The following is a 19,193-nucleotide window of genomic DNA, read 5'->3' on the forward strand; positions in this document are numbered from 1 at the left end:
CAGGCGCTCTGCTGGGATTCTCGGCCGTTCAAAAGCTCAATACAAAAGCCGCGCCGCCCTCCAGCGGCCGCACATGGCGCACGCGGCCGCCCATGCCGTGCACCAGCTGGCGCACCACGGTCAGGCCGATGCCCTGGCCGCCTACGCGGGCGCTGAAGAAGGGCATGAAGATCTTGTGCTCCAGGCCCGGCGGCACGCCGGGGCCGTTGTCGCGCACGCTGAGTTGCAGCCGGCCGCCGCGGCCCTGGCGCGCCTGCACCCAGAGGCGCGGCTGGCTCAGGCCTTCGGTGGCCTGCTCGGCATTGCGTAGCAGGGCCAGCAGGGCTTGCTCCAGCTGGCCTTCGTCGGCTTGAAGGCACAGGCCCGCGCTGGCCGGCTCAAAGCTGGCCTCACCACCACGCTGCCGCCAGGCCGGGCCCACCGCCTGATGCAAGCGCTGCAGCAAACCATCGAGCGCCACCGGAGCCAGCACCGGCGCCGGCCATTGGCTGACGCGCCGGTAGGTGCGTACAAAACGGGCCAGCTCGGCCGCGCGCAGCTCGATGCCGGCCAGGGCGCTGCGCAGATCGGCCTCCACCAGGGGCGGCTCGTCCAGCAGCAGCTGGGCGGTCTGGCTCAGGCTCTGGATGGGCGTCAGCGAATTCATGATCTCGTGCGTCAGCACCTGCACCAGCTGCTGCCAGGCTTGCAGCGATTCGCCCTCCAGCTCGTTCTCCAGCGGCACCAGGGCCAGCAGGGTCTGTTGCTCGCCGTCCAGCGAGAGCGGCTGGCGCTGGAGCTGCCAGCGCTCGCTGCCGCGCTCGGTGTCCAGCAGCACCGGGCCGCTGCGGATGTCCGGCCTGCGCAGCAGGGCGTGCAAGGCCGCAGGCTCGCGCACGCCGCCCGGTGCGGCCAGGCGCCGCGCCCGGCTGCTCAGGGCCTGCAGCGTGGGCTGCGCCGCGCTTTCGCGCAGCACCCAGGCGGCCACCGGCAGGTGCTCCAGCTGGGTCTGCAGCAGGATCAGCTGGCGCTGCTCAAGAGCCAAGGGCGGCTCTGGCGGCAAGGGCAGGGGTGGGCGGCGGCGCAGCTGAACAGCGGCGCGCAGCAAGGGCCAGACGCAGGCCGCGCCCGCCAGGGCCAGCAGCAGCAGGGCCAGGGCGCCGCGCGCGCTCAGCGGCCCGCGTGCCAGCAGGACCTGGCCCAGGGCACCGCCCGCAGCCCAGAGCAGGGCGGCCGCCAGCAGGCGCAAGGACTCAAAGACCATGTTTGTCCAGGCGCCGGTACAGGGCCGCACGCGACAGGCCCAGGATGCGGGCGGCGGCGCTGAGGTTGCCCTCGGCCTCGGCCATAGCGGCCAGCACGGCGGCGCGCTCCTGGGCGGCGAGGGAGCGGTCGCTGTCAGGCGCCAGTTCTGGCTTGGAGGTAGGCAGTGGGGTCAGGTCTTGCCGGCTCGTCTGTTGTTGCTGATCCACCCGCTGCAAGGCCTCGCGGCAGGTGGCGATCAGGCGCACGTTGTCCCAGGGCTTGGTCAGAAAATCAAAAGCGCCGCGCTTGAGCGCCTGCACGGCCAGATCGATGTCGGCATAGGCCGTCATCACCACCACCAGGGGCGCCTGCGGCCGGGCCTGCACCTCGGCCAGCAGCTGTAGGCCTTGCGCGCCATCGCTGCGGCCGGGGCCGAAGTTCAGGTCCAGCAGAAGCAGGCTGGGGCGCAGCCGGTCCAGGGCGGCCATCAGCTCGGCCGGCCGGCGCAGGCAATGGATGGGCGCCACCCGGCGCTGCAGCAGCAGCTGGGCGGCCAGGCCGACGCCGGGGTCGTCGTCGAGCAGCAGGATCTGGTGGGCGGGCGGCAGGGCCAAAGGATCGTGTTCGTTCACGGCCCGCATCTTCGCAGCAGCTCGCACGCGCGCGCCAGCCCGGTGTCCGGAAGCGGACAGGGGGCTTGGCGGCCGGCCTGTGGGGCGGCGATGCTGGCAGTGCCGGGGCTGAAGTCTTCCGCAGGCCCTCCTTTCTTCCAAGCCTCTTGTGGGCACTCCATCCATGATCGAACTGAGCCAACTGAGCAAACGTCACCGCGCCGGTGATGTCGAGACCACTGCCCTCAATGCCATCGACCTGCGCATCGAGGCCGGCGAATACGTGGCCATCACGGGGCCCTCGGGCTGCGGCAAGTCCACCTTGCTCGGCCTGCTGGGTCTGCTGGACCGGCCCAGCAGCGGCCGCTACCTGCTGGAGGGCGAGGACCTGGCCCGCAAGAGCCCGCGCGAGCTGGCGGCCCTGCGCCGCGGCCGCATCGGCTTTGTCTTCCAGAGCTTCAATCTGGTGGAAGAGTTGAGTGTGCAGGACAACGTGCAGCTGGCCCTGCGCTACGGCAAGCAGCCCGAGCGGGCGCAGCGCCAGCGTGTGGCCGAGGTGCTGGATCGCCTGGGCCTGAGCCACCGCGCCGGCCACCGGCCCAGCCAGCTCAGCGGCGGCCAGCAGCAGCGCGTGGCCATCGCCCGCGCCATCGCCGCGCGGCCGGCCCTGCTGCTGGCCGACGAGCCCACCGGCAACCTCGACAGTGCCCATGGCCAGGAGGTCATGCACCTGCTGCGTCAGCTGAACGAAGAGGGCACGACCCTGGTGATGGTGACCCACAGCCCCGAGCATGCGGCCCTGGCCTCGCGCACCGTGCGCCTGCTCGATGGCCGCGTGCTGGTGGACGCCCATGCGGAGGCCTGCGCATGAGCGGCTTGCTAACTTTATGGCGCGAAGCCTGGGCCGGCCTGCGCCAGCGCCGCGCCGCCACCCTGGTCTCGGCCGGTGGCCTGATGCTGGCGCAGGCGGCCTGCCTGCTGGTGGCCGTGTTGGCCCTGTCGCGCAGCGCCATCGACCCCGGCGTGCCGGCGCCCGAACGCGTGGTGATGCTGGACTTCCGCGCCCATGCCAAGGGCGAAGGCGGCGCGGAGAGCGACTGGCAGCTGGCCGCGCCGGCCGGCCTGGCGCCCTGGCTCAAGACCCGCGGCCTGCCGCTGGAGCGCATCAGCCGCAGCAGCAGCGAGGGCTTCACCTTGCAGATGAGCGGTGACGGCCAGAGCCGCGTCGAGGTGGTGCGGGTGCTGATCGCCGACCCCGATCTGGTGCCGCTGATGGGCTTGAAGACCCTGCATGGCGACCTGGCCGCCACCCTGGCCCGCAAGGACGCCATCGCCCTGACGCCCAAGCTGGTGCGCAAGCTCTGGGGCGATCTGCCCCTGGCCCAAGCCCTGGGTCGCATCGTCGAATGCCGGGGCAAGAGCTACGCGGTGACGGCGGTGATCCCGGCGCTCGACAGCCGCAGCACGCTGGACGCGGCGCATGAGGCCATGGCCAGCTTCGAGCTGGCGGGCGTGGATTTCCGCGGCGGCCTGCTCGACAGCCCCGAGGCGCTGGAGGGCATCCACAAGGGCAATGCGCAGATCTATGCCCGCTTGCGCCCGGGCGCTGAAGTCCAGCAGCTCGCGCCCCTGCTGGCCGCCGCCTACCGCGCCCATCCGCTGCACGACAAGCTGCCGGCCGAATGGAAAACCGCCGGGGCGGACCAGGCCGCGGCCGATTTCCGCGCGCTGCCCCTGCCCCAGCTTCCGCTCGAGGGTCAGGACTTGCTCTGGACCGTGCTGACGGCCCTGGGCGCGGCCAGCGGCTTGCTCTTGTTGCTGGCCGCCATCAACACCATGAATCTGCAAGCGGCCCAGCTGCTGCAGCGCCAGCGCGAGACGGCGCTGCGCCGCAGCCTGGGCGCCAGCGGTGGCCAGTTGCTGCAGCTCTGGTGTGCCGAGCTCTTGATCACCCTGGGTCTGGCCGCGGCCGGCGCTGCTCTGCTGGCCTGGTGGCTGGGCCCGGCTGCCGCCGACTGGCTGGGCCTGAGCGCCCAGCGCCCGGTGGTGGACGCGCTGCCCGCGCCGGCCTGGCAAGGGCTTTTGCTGCTGCAACTGGTGCTGCTGCCGCTGAGCCTGGCCCTGCCGGCCATGCTGGCCCTGCGCCAGGTGCCGGCGCCGGCCTTGCAGGGCCGCACGGTCAGCGAAGGGCCTTGGGGCCGGCGCCTGCGCCAGGGTTTGTTGAGCTTGCAGCTGGGCGGCGCCTTGCTGCTGCTGGCCTTGAGCGGGGTGATGGCCTTGCAGCACCGCCACCTGCTGCAGCTGGACCGCGGATTCGAGACCCAGAACCGCCTGGTGCTCAGCGCCATGGTCGAGCGCGATTTCGTGCCCAAGCTCGATGCCTTTGTGGACGGCCTGCGCCAGCATCCCGCCATCCAGCATTTCGCCTTCAGCACCGCCCGCCCGGCCATGGACCATTGGGGTCCGAGCGAATTGCACGTCAGCCCCAGCGGCGCCAAGCAGATGCTGCGCATGACCACGGTCTCGCCGAGCTACTTCGTCACCTACGGCATGAAGGTGCTGGCCGGCGCGCCCGAGCAGGGCAGCGGCGAGGGCCGCCTGGTGATCGACGCCAAGGCGGCGCGCCTGCTGGGCTTTGCCACGCCGCAGGCGGCCGTGGGCGCCGTGCTGCGCGGCGGTGGCGATCAGGTCCAGGAGGGCCAGGAGCAGCGCCGGGTGGTGGCGGTGGTCAATGACATCAAGCAGGAGTCGGCGCGCGATGCGGCCCAGCCGCAGGGCTTTGTGCTCAGCGATGCGCCGCAATGGGACCTGACCGTGTTTGGTCCCGATGCCCGCGCCCTGCGCGCCGGCCTGGAGGAGGTCTGGCGCACGCATGGCCCGCCGCTGGGGCATCTGGTTTGGAGCGCCGAGGAGCAGACCGCCATGGTCTACCGCCAGGAAGAGCAGCTGCGCCAGGTGCTCAGCGTGGTGGCGCTGCTGGCGGTCGGCGTGGCCATGCTGGGCGCCTACGCCCTGGTGGCTGACACCCTGCGCCGCCGCCGCACCGAGCTGGTCCTGCGCCGCCTGCATGGCGCCAGCCACGCGGACATTGCCGTCGAAGTGGCGCGCGAGTTCCGTGGCCCGCTGCTGCTGGCGGGCCTGCTGGGTCTGCCCCTGGCCGGCCTGGCGGGCATGGCCTACCTCGACGGCTTTGTCGACCGCCTGGCGCCGCTGCCCGGGCTGGCCTTGCCCTTGCTGGTGGCGGCCTTGCTGACCCTGGGCATCACCGTCTTGGCTGCGGCGCGCCACATCCGCCTGGCCTTGAGCCTGCAGCCGGTAGAGGCCTTGCGCTGATCAACGGCTGAGCCAAAGCCCGCCGCACAGCGCCAGGCCTATGGCATAGAGCCAGACCGTGCCCGGCACCAGATAGGGGTAGAGCATCAGCGCCACGCCCAGCCAGAGCTGGCGCCGATTGCCCTGCTTGCGACCCAGGCGCCAGGCCACCAGACCGATCAGGCCGAAGACGATGGCGCCGAAGATGTAGGCGGGGCTGGGCAGCTCCAGGCCCAGGGCTTGCAGCTCAAGCAGGGTGTCGTTCATCGCCGCATTGTGGGCCTCAGCGTAGACTTCCTCCCCCCGGCCTGCGAATGGGCAGGCCGGCGAGAACCCACAAGGAAGTGAAGAGACTATGAGTGAGCAGCGCCTGATGGTCGGGGTGGACAAGTTTGAGAACATCGTCGCCCTGCTGCTGGAAGAAGAAGGTTATTGGGTGCGACGCGGCTTCAAGGTCAGCTTGACCCAGGATGAAAAACGCCAGATCGGCAAGACCTCGGCGCCCAAGCCCGAGATCGACATGCTGGCCTACCACCATGGCCGCAATGAGCTGCTGGCGCTGGAGGTCAAGGCTTACCAGGACACGCCCGGCGTCAAACTGGCGCAGATGCAGGAAGTCCACGAAGTGCCGACCGGCCGCTTCAAGCTCTTCACCAGCGAGGTCTACCGCCGCGTGGTGCTGGCCCGCCTGCTGCAGGACCTGAGCGCCGCCGGCATGGCCGATGCCCAGACCCAGGTGTGCCTGGGCTTGATCGCTGGCAAGGTCAACCAGGGCCAGAGTGAGGCGCTGCGTGCCCATATGCAGGAGCACAGTTGGCTGTTCTGGTCGCCTGATGATGTCAAGGCCAAGGTGGCGGCGCGTTCGGTGCAGGCTTGAGAGCTTGATAGTTTTTTACTGCGCGACCGCCATGCGTTGTTGGTCCGGTGTTGGCTCCGACATCACATTCGCTTCGCGAGTATGAGTCTCGCCGCAACCTCGTTGTCGGAATCCTCACGTACAGGAAGTACGTTCCGGTTCCTGCGCTCAGTCCGCCTAGCCTGACGGGCGCTCGCTACAAAAACTACCAAGTTCTTGGATTGGACGAGGATGGACGATGTCGTCAATTGAACCCTTGCTGCCTCACGGCACCGGCCGTCTGCTCTTGCGCCGCCTGCGCGCCAGCGACCTGGCGGATTTCCAGGCCTACCGCCAAGATCCGCAAGTGGGCCTCTACCAAGGTTGGCAGACGCAGAGCGATACCGAAGCCCTGGCTTTTTTGCAGCAGATGGCCGAGGCGCCGCTCTTGCAGCCCGGGGTTTGGTGCCAGCTGGGCATGGCCGATGCGGCCAGCGATCAGCTGATCGGCGACATCGGCATCTGTCTGGCCGCAGACTCCGCAGCGGCCGAGATCGGCTTCAGTCTGCGAGCGTCTCGCCAGGGCCAGGGTCTGGCCGCCGAAGGCGTGGGCGCCTTGATCGCGCTGCTCTGGGCCCACACGCCAGCGGGCGAGGTCCTTGCCATCACCGATGCGCGCAATCGGGGCTCGATTCACCTGCTGGAGCGGCTGGGCTTTGCGCGCGTCGACAGCCAGGAGGCGGTCTTTCGCGGCGAGGCCTGTGTCGAACATCACTACCGTGTGGCCAAACCTGCTCAGCTTGCGAGGTAGCTCCAGCTGCTTTCGCAGCGCACGCTGCTGCGCACCGAGTTGGCGATGAAGCAGTGCTCGTGTGCGGCATGGTGCAAGGCCTGCACGGCCGCCTCGTCGGGCGCCATGGAGCCGCTGAACTGCACCTCGGGCCGCAGTGTCACCTCGGTGATGGCGTCCTGCCCGGCTTCGTTGGGGGCCATCAGGCCTTCGGCCGGGTCGTCGTAGCGGGTCACCTCGTAGCCAGCGCGTGCCGCCAGGTCCAGGAACCAGAGCATGTGACAGCTGGACAGGGCGGCGATGAAGGCCTCCTCGGGGTCCACCGCGCTGGGGTCGGAGAAGGGCAGGCGCACGACGGTGGGCGAGCTGGAGGCCGCCACATCGGCGCCGCCGTCGAACTGCCAGCGGTGGGCGCGGCTGTAGCGCCGGCCCGTGAAGTCTTCATCGGGGCCCAGGGCCCAGCGGATGGTGGCGTGATGAGTGGACATGGGCGCGATCCTTTGCAGCGGAGGGCTGCATCTTCCGTCATCCCGCGCAGCGCAAGGTCAGGTTGATGCGCTGCTCGCCCAGCAGCGGGTGACGGCCCGGCGCCAGCGCCTGCACGCCGTGGAAGGCCAGGCGCGAGGGCCCGCCCCAGACCAGCACATCGCCATGCTGTAGCGGCCAGCGCGCCGGCCGCTCGCTGCGGCTCAGGCCGCCGAACAAGAACAGGGCTGGCAAGCCCAGGGAGATGGAGACGATGGGTTGCCGCAGATCCTGCTCGTCGCGGTCCTGGTGCAGGCTCAGCGGCGTGCCGGGCAGGTAGCGGTTGATCAGGCAGGCGTCGGGGCGAAAGCCGTGGTAGCCGGCCTCCTCGGCCACCGCCACAGCCAGCTCGGCGATCACCGGCGGCAGCGCCGGCCAGGGCTGGCCGCACAGCGGGTCTGTCGATTGGTAACGGTAGCCGCGCGCGTCCGAGACCCAGCCCAGGGGGCCGCAATTCGTCATCGCCACCGCCATCCGCCGGCCGCCAGGCGTGAGCCAGTGGCGCAGATGGGCCGCGGCCATCACGCCCTCGGCAGCGGCCAGCAGCTGGGGCGCCTGGGTCAGCGCCCGGCCGCGCAGAAACACGGCGCCGGGGGCCAGGTCTTGCCGGGCCGGCGGCGGCTCCAGAGTGTCGTCAAACAGGTCGAGATTCATGTGGCGCGAGCCTGGGTGCTTGTCAATTGGTGAAATCTTTTTTGGGTCAAATTCAGCAGCCTAGTTCGCTTGCAAAAGCTTGCAAACCCGAATTCCCGAGGCTTGAAAAGCGAGTGGCCGCTGACATCTTTATTTTTGCGCGGACGCCGCCCAGGCCGGGCAGGCCCATCTGCTGATCCGGGTCAAAACGGGCTCGCTAAGATGCTTGCAGCATGCGCAGCCGGGCTTTCATGGCCCGGCCAGCCGCCACGATCCCGCCACTGATTTTGCTTGCGCTCCCGGAGTACCTCGCATGAGCTCGTCCATCACCCCCCAGCCCACCCAGTTTGATTTCGACAGCGTCCCGCAAGCGCCCCGACAGCCCCTGGCGGCGCCGGCCGCCCTGCCGGCCCAGGAGATCAGCGCCGAGGTGCTGTTGGAGAAGTACGCGAAAGGCGAGGAGCAGACCCTGGACGAGCTGCGCCTGCGCGTGGCCCGAGCCCTGGCCCAGGCCGAGGCGCCCGAAGCTCGGGCCGAGTGGGAAGCCAAATTCCTCGATGCCCAGCGCCGCGGCTTCGTGCCGGCCGGTCGCATCAATTCCGCCGCCGGCACGGAGCTCAGCGCCACCTTGATCAACTGCTTTGTGCAGCCGGTCGGCGACTCCATCGCCTCGATCGACGACGGCCACCCGGGCATCTACACCGCGCTGACCGAGGCGGCCGAAACCATGCGGCGCGGCGGCGGCGTCGGCTACGATTTTTCCCGCATCCGCCCGCGCGGTGCCTGGGTCGGCTCGACCCAGAGCAGTGCCTCCGGCCCGGTCAGCTATATGCGGGTGTTCGACCGCAGCTGCGAGACGGTGGAATCGGCCGGCGCGCGCCGCGGCGCGCAGATGGGCGTGCTGCGCTGTGACCACCCCGATGTCGAGGAGTTCATCCGAGCCAAGGACAAGGGCGATCTGAAGAACTTCAACATCTCGGTTGGCGTGACCGATGTGTTCATGCAGGCCGTGGAAGCGAACGCCGAGATTGAACTTGTGCACAAGGCCGAGCCCGGCGCCAAGCAGCGCGCGGCCGGCGCCTACCAGCGCGGCGACGGCCTCTGGGTCTACCGCAAGCTGCAGGCGCGCGAGCTCTGGGACATGGTGATGCGCTCCACCTACGACCACGCCGAGCCCGGCGTGCTCTTCCTGGACCGCATCAACGCCGACAACAATCTGTACTACTGCGAGTCGATTTCGGCGACCAATCCTTGCGCCGAACAGCCGCTGCCGCCGTATGGCTGCTGCTGCCTCGGTTCGGTCAACCTGACCCATTTCGTGCACCAGCCTTTCGGCCTGGACGCCCGCTTCGACGGCGAGGCCTTTGCCGAGGTCTGTCGCACGGCCACCCGCATGCTCGACAACGTGCTGGACGTGACGCCCTGGCCGCTGCCGGCGCAGCAGCAGGAAGCGCGCAACAAGCGCCGCGTCGGCCTGGGCTTCACCGGCCTCGGTGACACCCTGGTGATGCTGAACCTGCGCTACGACAGCGAGGCCGCACGCGCCATGGCCAGCGAAATCAGCGCCCTGATGCGCGACGCGGCCTACGAGGCCTCGGCCGATCTGGCGCTGGAGCGCGGCGCCTTCCCGCTTTTCAACGCCGATCTGTACCTCTCGGGCGGCAACTTCGCCTCGCGCCTGCCGCAAGGCCTGAAGGACAAGATTCGCGCCCAGGGCCTGCGTAACTCGCACCTGCTGTCGATCGCGCCCACCGGCACCATCAGCCTGGCCTTTGCGGACAATGCCTCCAACGGCATCGAGCCCGCCTTCAGCTGGAGCTACACCCGCAAGAAGCGCATGGCCGACGGCAGCTACAAGGAGTACGCGGTCGAGGATCATGCTTGGCGCTTGTATCGCCATATGTTCGGCACCGACGCGCCCTTGTCCAAGGCCTTTGTGACCGCGCTGGAGCTGTCGGCGTCCGACCATGCGTCCATGGTGGCTGCGGTCGCGCCCTATGTGGACACCTCGATCTCCAAGACCGTCAATGTGCCGGCCGACTACCCCTATGCCGATTTCCAGGACCTGTACACGCAGGCCTGGAAGAGCGGCCTCAAGGGCCTGGCCACCTACCGGCCCAATAGCGTGCTCGGCTCGGTGCTCAGCGTTGAGGCGGCCCAGCCGGCGCCGGCCGCTGCGGTCAGCTCGCCCGAGCCGCTCAAGCCGGTGGCCTCAGACGGCAGCAACCAGCGCATGCTGGTCGCGCGCCTGCCCAATGCGGTGCTGGCCTCGCTGCGCTGGCCCAGCCGGCCGGAGCTGCCTAACGGCAATCCCGCCTGGAGCTATATGATCCGCCACCCGCATGGCGACTTTGCGCTCTTCGTCGGCGAGCTGCCGGCCGAGGGGCCCGATGCCGGCCTGTTTGGCAAGAACCTTCCCTTTGAGGTCTGGGTCAACGGTGCCGAGCAGCCGCGGGGTTTGTCGGCCGTGGCCAAGACCTTGTCCATGGACCTGCGCAGCAATGACGCGGCCTGGCTGCGCCTCAAGCTTGATGCCCTGGCCACCGTGGCCGAGGAGCGTTCCTTCGAGATGGCCATGCCGCCGGGCGGCGAGCAGCGCCTCTTCCCCGGCGTGGTGGCGGCCACGGCTGCGGTCATCCGCTGGCGTTGCGAGCAACTCGGCGCCCTGGCCGAGGGCGGCGCCACGCCGGTGATCGACGCCATGTTCAGCCGCGAGGAGCCGCGCACCAGCACCATGGGCACCCTGGCTTGGGCGGTGGATGTGGACAACCCGGCCACCAACGAGCAATTCACTTTGACCCTGAAAGAGGTCAGTCTGCCCACGCCGGATGGTGGCTTCGTCACCCGGCCCTGCGCCATGGGCTTCTCGGGCAACTACCCCAAGGCCCTGGACGGCATGGCCCGACTGCTGAGCTTGGACATGCGCGTGATGGACCCGGCCTGGATCGGCATGAAGCTGCGCAAGCTGCTCAATGTCGGCGAGCCTTTGGGACACTTCATGGCGCCGGTTCCTAACCTCTCGGGTGAGCGGCGCCAGCAGATCTGGCCCTCGACCGTGGCCTATGTTGCGCGCCTGATTATTCACCGCTACGCCATGCTGGGCGTGCTCGACGAGCAAGGCCTGCCCCTGGTCGAGATGGGCTTGCTGCAAGCGCCTCAGTCGACGCGCACCGCGCCCGGTGTCGCGCTGCAGGCTCAAGCCGGCAAGCCCTGCCCGGAATGCGGCAACCGAACCATGATCCACAAGGACGGTTGCGACTTCTGCACGGCCTGTGGCTATGTGGGTCAATGCGGATGAATTGAGACCCGATTGGTCTCGGTCTTGACTTGAGTCAAGGCCCGGGCCGAGCCGGCGCTTTTCGCTGCCCGGCGCTTACAAATTCGTACAGCGCAGGCCGTTTTCGCGGCCTACATTGCACGCATCGTTGGCGCCATCAGGAGCAGTAAAGATGCCGAGCTACACACTCAAGGTCAATGGCCGAGACTACCCCGTCACGGTCAGTTCTTCCTCGATGCCCCTGCTCTGGGTGCTGCGCGATGTGATCGGCCTCACTGGCACGAAATACGGTTGCGGCATCGAGATCTGCGGTGCCTGCACCGTCTGGGTCAACGGCGAGCCGACCAAGTCCTGCGACATGGACGTGTCCTCCGCCGCCGGCAAGGCCATCACGACGATCGAAGGCCTGTCTGTCGATCGCAGCCATCCCGCACAGAAGGCCTGGATCCTGCACCAGGTGCCGCAATGCGGCTACTGCCAGTCCGGCATGCTGATGTCGGTCGCCGGTGCGATGGCCAAGGGCCACCACGGCAGCGAGATCGCCAACGAGGTCAACAACCTCTGCGTCTGCGGCACCTATCAGCGCATCAAGACCGCTGTGTCCGGCCTTTAAGGAGCTGATCATGAGTGCATCCCTCGATCGGCGCCAATTCATGGCCGGGGCGTCCAGCCTCACCTTGGCCTTTGTGCTTCCGGCCGGCCGCGCGCAAGCGGCGGGCGCCCCGGCAGTGACCGGCTGGCTGAGCATCGGCAGCGACAACAGCATTCAGCTGAGCATCGGCGCATCGGACATGGGCCAGGGCTCATTCGCCGGCCTGGCCCAGGTGTTGTGCGAAGACCTGATGGTCGACCCCAGCGTCGTCCGCCTGGTTCAGGGCGCACCGAGCCTGGCGACGCCAGCGCCCGTTGGCAGCGCCATCAACACCGTGGGCTCCGGCGTGACCCGTGGCAATTTCTGGAAGTTGCGCGACGCGGGCGCCAGCGCGCGCGAGATGCTGGTGGCCGCGGCCATGGCCCGCGTCGGCGACCCCGTGCGTGGCAACTACAGCGTCAGCAATGCGTTGGTCACCCACATGCCCAGCGGCCAGAGCTTGAGCTATGGCCAGCTTGCTGCGGCCGCGGCCCTGCTGCCGCCGCCGAGCAGCGCCGCCCTGGTGCCTGACAGCCAGTTCCGCTGCATCGGCAAAAGCCTGCCGCGGCAGGACATTCCCTTCAAGGTCGATGGCAGCGCCATCTACGGCCTCGATGTTCGTTTGCCCGGCATGGTCTACGCCGTCATCAAGCATTGCCCCAGCCTGGGCGGCACACTCTCGGCCACACCGGCGCTGCCGTCCGGGGCGCTCGCCCTGGTGAGCACCCGGGTGATGGCCGGCACCGGCCGTGGCCTTGAGGCCGTGGGCAACGTCAACGCCTTGGCCGTGGTCGGCCCGACCACCTGGGATGCCTGGCAATCGGCGCGTCGCCTTTCTCCAAAGTGGACACTGCCGGCCCATGCGGCCCAGCTCAACAGTGCCCAGTTCATGGCCGATGCCCAAGCCCTGATGAGCAGCGCCACCCCCTATGTGGCCGGGGCGGCCAATCCGCCCGGCACGCTCTACACGGTGGAACGCAGCACGGCCGATGTGAGCACGGCCCTGAGCAATTCGCGCAAGCTGCTGGAGGCGACATACAGCTTGCCCTACGTGGCGCACGCCTGCCTCGAAGTGCTGAACTGCACGGTCGACCATGTGGCCGGCCAGCGCTGCGATGTCTGGGCGCCGACGCAATCGGCCAAGTCGGCGCTGACCTTGGTGATGAGCTTGACCGGCCTGCCGGCCGAAAAGGTCACGATACACACGACCTATCTGGGCGGTGGTCTCGGCCGCAAGGCCGAACTCGACTTCATCAGCCAGGCGGTGCAGGTGGGCATGGCCCTGAACAAGCCGGTCAAGCTGATGTGGCCACGCGAAGAAGACTTCACGCATGACCAATACCGGCCCATGGCCTTGGTCCGGGTGCGCGCCGGCCTGGACAGCCGCAATCTGCCGACCGCCTGGAGCTACCGCAATGTCTCGCCTTCCATCCTCGGGCAGCGCGGTGCGAACCTGGGCCAGACCGGCGATTCTCAGGGTTATGAAGCCTCGCAAGGCCTGCCCTACAACTTCAGTGCCCGGCTGACCGAATGGGTCAGCCACACGGCCCCGGTGCCGGTGGGCTTCTGGCGTTCGGTCGGGGCCTCGATCAACACCTTCGCAGTGGAGTCCATGATCGATGAGTTGGCGCTGGCCGCCAAGCAAGACCCCTACCAGTTCCGCCGTGCCCAGCTCACCGACCCGCGCTGGATTGCAGTCCTGGAGGCTGCGGCCAACGCTGCCGGCTGGAGTGCTGGGGCGGCCAGCGGCCGGGCATTGGGTATCGCCATCGGCACAGCTTTCAACAGCATCGTGTCCCAGGTGGTGGAGGTCAGCAATGTCGGCGGTCTGCCGCATGTCACCCGGGTCTGGGTGGCGATCGATTGCGGCGTGGCGGTCAACCCCGGTTCGATCGAGGCGCAGCTGATCGGCGGCGTTGTCCATGCCCTGAATGCCAGCTTCTATGGCCGTCAGACCTTCAGCAATGGCGCGGCCCAGGTCAAGAATTTCAACAACAGCCGCATGATCCGCCTGCGTGAAATGCCGCAGGTCAAGGTCATCATCATGCCCTCGCCGCCGAGCAGCCGCAGCACACCGCTGGGTGGTGTCGGTGAGCTGGGCGTGCCGACCTTTGCGCCGGCCCTGCTCAATGCCTGGTTCCGGCTCAGCGGCCAGCGCCTGCGTTCTTTGCCCTTGCAGCCGAACGCGACCATGGGTGATTGAGTGTTCGACGGCCCTCGGTTTGAACGCTCTCTGGGCGATGCGCTCATGGCCGAACGGTGGGGCGGCCGAACACCTCTAGTGAGGCCGCGATAGGGGCCGGTTCAGGCGTGCAGCGAGTCTGAATGGTGCGCTGGAGAACAGACCAAGGCGGCGTGGCTGCAGAGACTGCAGCATGCATTCCTTGCCGCCATGAGCGCCCTCCACATGATTCGAAGTCCTTGGTGTCGAGCCCGTAGCTCGGCCTTGGGTTCGTGCGTGCTGTCTGTGCTGCTTCTGCAAGCGTGCGCCACGCCCGGTCCGACTGCCTTAGAGACACCCGGCCAGGCGCCGCTCGCGTTGCCAAGCCAATGGTCGGCGATGCTGAACGATGACGAAGGTGCTGGTCCCGCATGGCCTGCCGACCCGGCCAGCTCGATCTGGTGGTTCCCGTTTGCCGACCCCCTGCTGACCGAATTGATCTTGCAGGCCCTGGCCGCCAACACCAGCATCCATGGCGCCCGTGCGGCCGTGCTGCAAGCGCAGGCGCAGCGGGATCTTGCGGCCGCCGCACTATGGCCCCAGCTGGACGCTTCCGCTTCGGCGCAGCGTGGCCGCGCCGGGGGGGTGAGCACTGGTCAGCGCTTGCAGCTGGGCCTGGACGGGCGCTGGCAGCCCGATGTTTTTGGTGCCACACGCAGCGCGGTGCAAGCCGCCGACGCCACGGCCCTGGCCAGTGCGGCCAGCTTGGGCGCTGTGCAGCTGCAGCTGAGCACCGAAGTGGGCTTGAACTATGTGCTGCTGCGCGCGGCTCAGGCGCGCTTGCGCATCGCCGATGACAACCTCGCCAACCAGCGGGAGACGTTGGAGATCACCGATTGGCGCGAGCAGGCCGGCTTGCTCAGCAGCCAGGAGGCTGCGCAGGCGCGCACGGCTGCGGCGCAGACGGCCGCGCTGCTGCCGAGTTTGCGCACCAGCATCACCCGCGCCAGCCATGCCCTGGCCGTGCTCAGCGGCCGGCCGCCGGCCGAGCTGCTGCAGACCTTGGCCCCAGCCGGGGCCCTGCCGCAACTGAACCCAGCGGCCCAGGCCGGCGCGCTGAACGCTCGCATCCCGGCCGAGACCCTGCGCCAGCGCGCCGATGTTCGCGCCGCCGAGTACCGCATCGCCGCCGCTCTCGCTCAGTTGGATCGGGCCGAGGCGCTGCAGCGCTGGCCGAGTTTTTCCATCAGCGGATCTTTGGGCTTGAGTGCCGCCAGCCTCAGCGGGTTGGGCCGCAGCAGCGCCGTGCTCGGCAGCTTGCTGGCCGGCATTGCCCTGCCTGTCTTGGACGGCGGCGCGGCGCGCGCGGAAGTCAGCCTGCAGCAGGCCGGCTTACTTCAGGCGCAGCAGCAGTACCGGGCGGCCGTGCTCTTGGCGTTGCAGGAGGTGGAGGATGCGTTGGTGGCCTTGCACGGCGACCGACAGCGCGTGGCCAGCCTGCAGCAGGCCAGCGCGGCAGCCGTGCTGGCGGCGAACCTGGCCCAGCAGCGCTACCGCAGCGGCCTGGTGGACTTCCAGGCCGTGCTGGAAACCCAGCGCAGCCAGCTTGCCAGCCAGGACGGCCTGGCCAGTGCGGGCGCCGATGTCAGCGCCGACCAGCTGCGCCTGATCCGGGCCCTGGGCGGCGGCTGGCGCGAGCCGCAGGCCGGCCAGCAGCCATGAGTGAGAGCCCGAGCCCGACAGCCGTGGCTGTGCCGCCGCCCAGTCCCAGGTCCGCAGAGGCTGCCGATCTGAGCGAGCTGCTGGCCGAGCCGGCCGCGCGCGTCTGGTACCGACGGCCGTTGTTCTGGGGCACGGGCCTGCTGCTGGCGCTGCTGGCCCTCGGCTTGTGGTGGTGGCTGGCCAGCCGGGCCGCTCAGGCGGCACCGGTCTATGTGACCCAGCTGGCGGCGCGCGGTGACCTGAGTCTCACGGTCAGCGCCAATGGCAGCTTGCAGCCGACCCGGGCCATCAATATCGGCAGCGAGCTCTCGGGCACGGTGCTGCGGGTGCTGGTGGATGTGAACGACCGGGTGAAGAAAGGCCAAGTCCTGGTCGAGCTGGACACGGCCAAGCTGCGCGGCCAGATTCAACGCTCGCAAGCGGCCTTGCAGGCGGCGGCCGCGCGATTGGACCAAGTGGCGGCCACGCAAGAGCAGGCCACGGCCACGCTGGCGCGGCTGGAGGAGGTTGCGCGTCTGTCCGGCGGCAAGGTGCCGGCCAAGACAGAGCTGGACGCCGCCCGCGCCGGCCTGGCCCGGGCGCGGGCCGATGTGGCCAGCGCGCGCGCCGGGGTCGACGATGCCCGTGCCGCGCTGGCCACCGACCGCATCAATCTGTCCAAGGCCTCCATCAGCTCGCCGGCCGATGGCATGGTGCTGAGCCGCAGCGTCGAGCCCGGCAATGCGGTCGCGGCTTCGCTGCAGGCGGTGACCCTGTTCGTGATCGCCGAGGACCTGAGTCGGCTGCGCCTCTGGGTCTATGTGGACGAAGCCGATGTCGGCGCGGTGCAGCTCGGGCAGGCCGCCAGCTTCACCGTCAGCGCCTACCCGGCGCGCAAGTTCCCGGCCCGCATCACCCGGCTTGGCTTCGGCTCCACCATCACCGACAACGTGGTCACCTACCTGAGCTACCTCGATGTCGACAACCGCGAGCTCAGCCTGCGCCCGGGCATGACGGCCAGTGCCACCATCACCGCCACGCAGCGCCACGATGTACTGCTGGTGCCCAATGCGGCCCTGCGTTTCACGCCCAGCGCGGCCGGTGATGCGGCGGCCAGCGGCAAGAGCGTCGCCAGCCGACTGCTGCCCAGCATGCCGCGCGGCGGCACGCGCCGGCAGGCGGCGGCCGGTGCCAGCACGGCCACGGCACGCCAGGTCTGGGTGCTGCCCGGCGCCACCGAACCCGGGCAGCAAGGGAAGGAGGGCAGGGGCGTGCCGCAGGCCGTGGCGGTGCTGCCCGGCATCAGCGATGGCCGCATGACCGAGATCATCGGCGGCGAGCTCAGAGCCGGCATGCGTGTCATCACTGACCAGAAAAAATCTAGCCAGGCCGGCTCATGACGGCCGACCCCGCCCGGCCCGCAGTCCCCCTGATCCAGCTGCAGGGCATCAGCCGGCGCTACGGCAGCGGAGCCAGCGAACTGCTGGCGCTCAAGGGCATCGATCTGCGCATCGAGGCTGGCGAGTTCGTCGCCATCATGGGGCCTAGCGGCTCGGGCAAGTCCACGGCCATGAACATCCTCGGCTGCCTGGACACACCCAGCGCCGGCCAGTATCTGTTCCGCGGTGCTCATGTCGAGGCGCTCAGCCGCGACCAGCGTGCGCGTTTGCGGCGGCGCTATCTCGGCTTTGTCTTCCAAGGCTTCAATCTGCTGGCGCGCACCTCGGCGCTGGAGAACGTGGAGCTGCCCTTGCTCTACCGCGGCGACGCGGCCGCTGCGCGGCGCACGGCGGCCCTGCGGGCGCTGCAGTCGGTGGGCCTGGGCGGCTGGGAGCGCCACACGCCGGCCGAGCTCTCGGGCGGCCAGCAGCAGCGCGTGGCGATCGCGCGCGCCATCGTCACCGAGCCGGCCGTGCTGCTGGCTGATGAGCCGACGGGCAACCTCGACAGCCAGCGCAGCCACGAGATCATGGCCTTGCTACTGGCCCTGAACCGCGAGCAGGGCATCACCGTGCTCATGGTCACGCACGAGCCCGATATGGCGGCCTATGCGCGGCGAATGGTGCAGTTTCTCGACGGCCGCATCGCCGCCGATGCAGCCAATCTCACGCCCACCGTGCTGCCGCAAGCCAAGACCGAAGCCGAGGCCGCCTGATGCTGCTCAGCGTGCTCTTGCTGGCGCTGCGCTCGGTGCGGCGCAATCTGCTGCGCTCTTTTTTGACGATTCTGGGCATCGTCATCGGCGTCAGCGCCGTCATCACCATGGTGACCCTGGGCAATGGCGCCACCCAGGCCATCGAGGCCCAGATCACCAGCCTGGGCAGCAACCTGCTCATGCTGAGCCCGGGTCAACGGATGGGTGGCGGTGGCGGCGGAGGAGGGGGGAGCGGCCCGCGCGGCGGCGTGCCCCAGTTCAGCGAGGCCGATGCGGCGGCGATTGAAGCGCAGATCGGCGGCGTGGCGGCGGTGGCGCCGCAGAGCCGCGCCTCGGTCACCCTGGTGGCGAACGGCCGCAACTGGGCCAGCAATGCCACCGGCAGCAGCAACAGCTGGTTCGACACCGGCAACTGGCTGCTGGCCAGCGGCCGGCGCTTCGAGGAGGAGGAACAGCTGGCCGGCGCGGCCGTTTGCATCATCGGCGAGACGGTGCGGCGTGAGCTGTTCGGTGGCACGCCCGGCCAGACCGGCCTGGGCCAGGCGCTGCGGGTCCGGCAGTTCAGCTGCGAGGTGGTCGGCATCCTGGTCGCCAAGGGCCAGAGCGGCATGGGCGACCAGGACGATCTGGTGCTGCTGCCCCTGCACACCTTGCAGCGCCGCGTCACCGGCAGCCGCAAGGTCAGCAATCTGCTGGTGGCCATGGAGGAGGGGAGCGACAGCGGGCCGCTGAAAGCCAGCCTGCGCCAGCTGATGCGCGAGCGCCGCCAGCTCGCCGACAGCGAGGACGACAACTTCAATATCTTTGACACCCAGCAGCTGGCCGACACCTTGTCCAGCACCATGGGTGTGCTGACCCGCCTGCTCGGCGCGGTGGCGGCGGTCAGCCTGCTGGTGGGCGGCATCGGCATCATGAACATCATGCTGGTCAGCGTCACCGAGCGCACACGCGAGATCGGCCTGCGCCTGGCCGTCGGCGCGCTCGAGCGCGAGGTGCTGTTGCAGTTTTTGATCGAGGCGGTGGTGCTCTCGGCTCTGGGCGGCTTGATCGGCGTGTTGATCGCCACCGGTGCTTCCTACGGCCTCGCGCGCCTGATGGCCGTGCCCTACCAGTTCGACCCTGCCATCAACCTGCTGGCCCTGCTGTTCTCGGCCGGCATCGGCGTGCTCTTCGGCTACTTCCCTGCCCGCCGTGCCGCGCGCATGGATCCGATCGAGGCTTTGAGGCATGAGTGAGGTCGGTGAGGGGGTGAACAGGTGAACAGGTGAACAGGTGAACAGGTGAACAGGTGAACAGGTGAACGGGTGAACAGGTGAATGGGTGAATCGTGAATCGTGA

At 69.0% G+C, this 19,193-nt stretch carries 16 protein-coding genes; 11 read left to right on the forward strand and 5 right to left on the reverse strand.

Going from position 1 to position 19,193, the window contains the following annotated elements; translation table 11 throughout:
- Nucleotides 1–28: 28 nt before the first annotated feature.
- Together LNV23_RS20185 and LNV23_RS20190 are read right to left on the reverse strand one after the other, a co-directional pair.
- Complete coding sequence (locus LNV23_RS20185) at nt 29–1,243, reverse strand: sensor histidine kinase (RefSeq protein WP_263564636.1); 1,215 nt, start codon at nt 1,241–1,243, stop codon at nt 29–31.
- Entirely contained in the window at nt 1,233–1,856 is a 624-nt protein-coding gene (locus LNV23_RS20190; protein WP_263564637.1) for a response regulator, read from the reverse strand. The genes LNV23_RS20185 and LNV23_RS20190 overlap by 11 nt, the downstream gene beginning before the upstream one ends.
- Before the next feature lie 163 nt (nt 1,857–2,019).
- Here LNV23_RS20190 and LNV23_RS20195 point away from each other — a divergent pair, with 163 nt between their 5' ends.
- Entirely contained in the window at nt 2,020–2,706 is a 687-nt protein-coding gene (locus LNV23_RS20195; protein WP_263564638.1) for an ABC transporter ATP-binding protein, read from the forward strand.
- The gene (locus LNV23_RS20200; protein ID WP_263564639.1) at nt 2,703–5,168 is read left to right on the forward strand and encodes an ABC transporter permease; all 2,466 of its coding nucleotides are present in this window, start codon (nt 2,703–2,705) and stop codon (nt 5,166–5,168) included. Before LNV23_RS20195 ends, LNV23_RS20200 begins: the two co-directional genes overlap by 4 nt.
- On the opposite strand, the gene LNV23_RS20205 is transcribed toward LNV23_RS20200, so the two are convergent.
- A complete protein-coding gene (locus tag LNV23_RS20205; protein WP_263564640.1) occupies nt 5,169–5,414 on the reverse strand; it encodes a hypothetical protein in 246 nt (81 codons plus the stop codon). It lies immediately after the preceding gene.
- A gap of 88 nt (nt 5,415–5,502) precedes the next feature.
- Here LNV23_RS20205 and LNV23_RS20210 point away from each other — a divergent pair, with 88 nt between their 5' ends.
- Both LNV23_RS20210 and LNV23_RS20215 read left to right on the forward strand, forming a co-directional pair.
- Nucleotides 5,503–6,024, forward strand: coding sequence for a hypothetical protein (locus tag LNV23_RS20210; RefSeq protein WP_263564641.1), 522 nt, complete (start codon nt 5,503–5,505; stop codon nt 6,022–6,024).
- A 217-nt stretch (nt 6,025–6,241) separates the two neighbouring features.
- Nucleotides 6,242–6,793 (forward strand): GNAT family N-acetyltransferase, encoded by a 552-nt coding sequence (locus tag LNV23_RS20215; protein WP_263564642.1) that lies wholly within the window; start codon nt 6,242–6,244, stop codon nt 6,791–6,793.
- Here LNV23_RS20215 and LNV23_RS20220 read toward each other — a convergent pair.
- Nucleotides 6,778–7,260, reverse strand: a complete 483-nt coding sequence (locus LNV23_RS20220) for an OsmC family protein (protein WP_263564643.1) — start codon at nt 7,258–7,260, stop codon at nt 6,778–6,780. The genes LNV23_RS20215 and LNV23_RS20220 overlap by 16 nt on opposite strands.
- Nucleotides 7,261–7,297: 37 nt before the next feature.
- The gene (alkB, locus tag LNV23_RS20225) at nt 7,298–7,951 is read right to left on the reverse strand and encodes a DNA oxidative demethylase AlkB (protein ID WP_263564644.1); all 654 of its coding nucleotides are present in this window, start codon (nt 7,949–7,951) and stop codon (nt 7,298–7,300) included.
- A 292-nt stretch (nt 7,952–8,243) separates the two neighbouring features.
- Between alkB and LNV23_RS20230 the strand changes: the two genes are divergently transcribed.
- The 7 genes from LNV23_RS20230 to LNV23_RS20260 all read left to right on the forward strand — a co-directional run bounded on the left by LNV23_RS20230 (nt 8,244) and on the right by LNV23_RS20260 (nt 19,090).
- Nucleotides 8,244–11,228: an adenosylcobalamin-dependent ribonucleoside-diphosphate reductase gene (locus LNV23_RS20230; protein ID WP_263564645.1), complete on the forward strand. Its 2,985-nt coding sequence runs from the start codon at nt 8,244–8,246 to the stop codon at nt 11,226–11,228.
- Between the two features lie 151 nt (nt 11,229–11,379).
- Nucleotides 11,380–11,820, forward strand: a complete 441-nt coding sequence (locus tag LNV23_RS20235) for a (2Fe-2S)-binding protein (protein WP_263564646.1) — start codon at nt 11,380–11,382, stop codon at nt 11,818–11,820.
- A gap of 10 nt (nt 11,821–11,830) precedes the next feature.
- Nucleotides 11,831–14,041 carry a xanthine dehydrogenase family protein molybdopterin-binding subunit gene (locus LNV23_RS20240; RefSeq protein ID WP_263564647.1) on the forward strand — a complete coding sequence of 737 codons (2,211 nt, stop codon included), beginning with the start codon at nt 11,831–11,833 and terminating at the stop codon, nt 14,039–14,041.
- A gap of 204 nt (nt 14,042–14,245) precedes the next feature.
- Entirely contained in the window at nt 14,246–15,721 is a 1,476-nt protein-coding gene (locus tag LNV23_RS20245) for an efflux transporter outer membrane subunit (RefSeq protein ID WP_263564648.1), read from the forward strand.
- On the forward strand, nt 15,718–17,100 hold the full coding sequence (locus LNV23_RS20250; protein ID WP_263564649.1) for an efflux RND transporter periplasmic adaptor subunit: 1,383 nt from the start codon (nt 15,718–15,720) through the stop codon (nt 17,098–17,100). Before LNV23_RS20245 ends, LNV23_RS20250 begins: the two co-directional genes overlap by 4 nt.
- Nucleotides 17,097–17,855 carry an ABC transporter ATP-binding protein gene (locus LNV23_RS20255; RefSeq protein ID WP_263564650.1) on the forward strand — a complete coding sequence of 253 codons (759 nt, stop codon included), beginning with the start codon at nt 17,097–17,099 and terminating at the stop codon, nt 17,853–17,855. The genes LNV23_RS20250 and LNV23_RS20255 overlap by 4 nt, the downstream gene beginning before the upstream one ends.
- Entirely contained in the window at nt 17,855–19,090 is a 1,236-nt protein-coding gene (locus LNV23_RS20260; RefSeq protein WP_263564651.1) for an ABC transporter permease, read from the forward strand. The genes LNV23_RS20255 and LNV23_RS20260 overlap by 1 nt, the downstream gene beginning before the upstream one ends.
- Nucleotides 19,091–19,193: the final 103 nt, after the last annotated feature.

The organism is Kinneretia sp. DJ1R-11 (genome assembly GCF_025717595.1).
GTDB lineage: Bacteria > Pseudomonadota > Gammaproteobacteria > Burkholderiales > Burkholderiaceae_C > Paucibacter_A.

What these genes read in the sequence shown, in the direction of transcription:
- LNV23_RS20210 (WP_263564641.1), top strand. Translation starts at nt 5,503, where the DNA reads ATGAGTGAGCAGCGCCTGATGGTCGGGGTGGACAAGTTTGAGAACATC.
- LNV23_RS20260 (WP_263564651.1), top strand. Translation starts at nt 17,855, where the DNA reads ATGCTGCTCAGCGTGCTCTTGCTGGCGCTGCGCTCGGTGCGGCGCAAT.
- LNV23_RS20200 (WP_263564639.1), top strand. Translation starts at nt 2,703, where the DNA reads ATGAGCGGCTTGCTAACTTTATGGCGCGAAGCCTGGGCCGGCCTGCGC.
- LNV23_RS20220 (WP_263564643.1), bottom strand. Translation starts at nt 7,260, where the DNA reads ATGTCCACTCATCACGCCACCATCCGCTGGGCCCTGGGCCCCGATGAA.
- LNV23_RS20240 (WP_263564647.1), top strand. Translation starts at nt 11,831, where the DNA reads ATGAGTGCATCCCTCGATCGGCGCCAATTCATGGCCGGGGCGTCCAGC.
- LNV23_RS20235 (WP_263564646.1), top strand. Translation starts at nt 11,380, where the DNA reads ATGCCGAGCTACACACTCAAGGTCAATGGCCGAGACTACCCCGTCACG.
- LNV23_RS20250 (WP_263564649.1), top strand. Translation starts at nt 15,718, where the DNA reads ATGAGTGAGAGCCCGAGCCCGACAGCCGTGGCTGTGCCGCCGCCCAGT.
- LNV23_RS20215 (WP_263564642.1), top strand. Translation starts at nt 6,242, where the DNA reads ATGTCGTCAATTGAACCCTTGCTGCCTCACGGCACCGGCCGTCTGCTC.
- LNV23_RS20230 (WP_263564645.1), top strand. Translation starts at nt 8,244, where the DNA reads ATGAGCTCGTCCATCACCCCCCAGCCCACCCAGTTTGATTTCGACAGC.
- LNV23_RS20195 (WP_263564638.1), top strand. Translation starts at nt 2,020, where the DNA reads ATGATCGAACTGAGCCAACTGAGCAAACGTCACCGCGCCGGTGATGTC.
- LNV23_RS20245 (WP_263564648.1), top strand. Translation starts at nt 14,246, where the DNA reads ATGATTCGAAGTCCTTGGTGTCGAGCCCGTAGCTCGGCCTTGGGTTCG.
- LNV23_RS20255 (WP_263564650.1), top strand. Translation starts at nt 17,097, where the DNA reads ATGACGGCCGACCCCGCCCGGCCCGCAGTCCCCCTGATCCAGCTGCAG.
- LNV23_RS20205 (WP_263564640.1), bottom strand. Translation starts at nt 5,414, where the DNA reads ATGAACGACACCCTGCTTGAGCTGCAAGCCCTGGGCCTGGAGCTGCCC.
- LNV23_RS20185 (WP_263564636.1), bottom strand. Translation starts at nt 1,243, where the DNA reads ATGGTCTTTGAGTCCTTGCGCCTGCTGGCGGCCGCCCTGCTCTGGGCT.
- alkB (WP_263564644.1), bottom strand. Translation starts at nt 7,951, where the DNA reads ATGAATCTCGACCTGTTTGACGACACTCTGGAGCCGCCGCCGGCCCGG.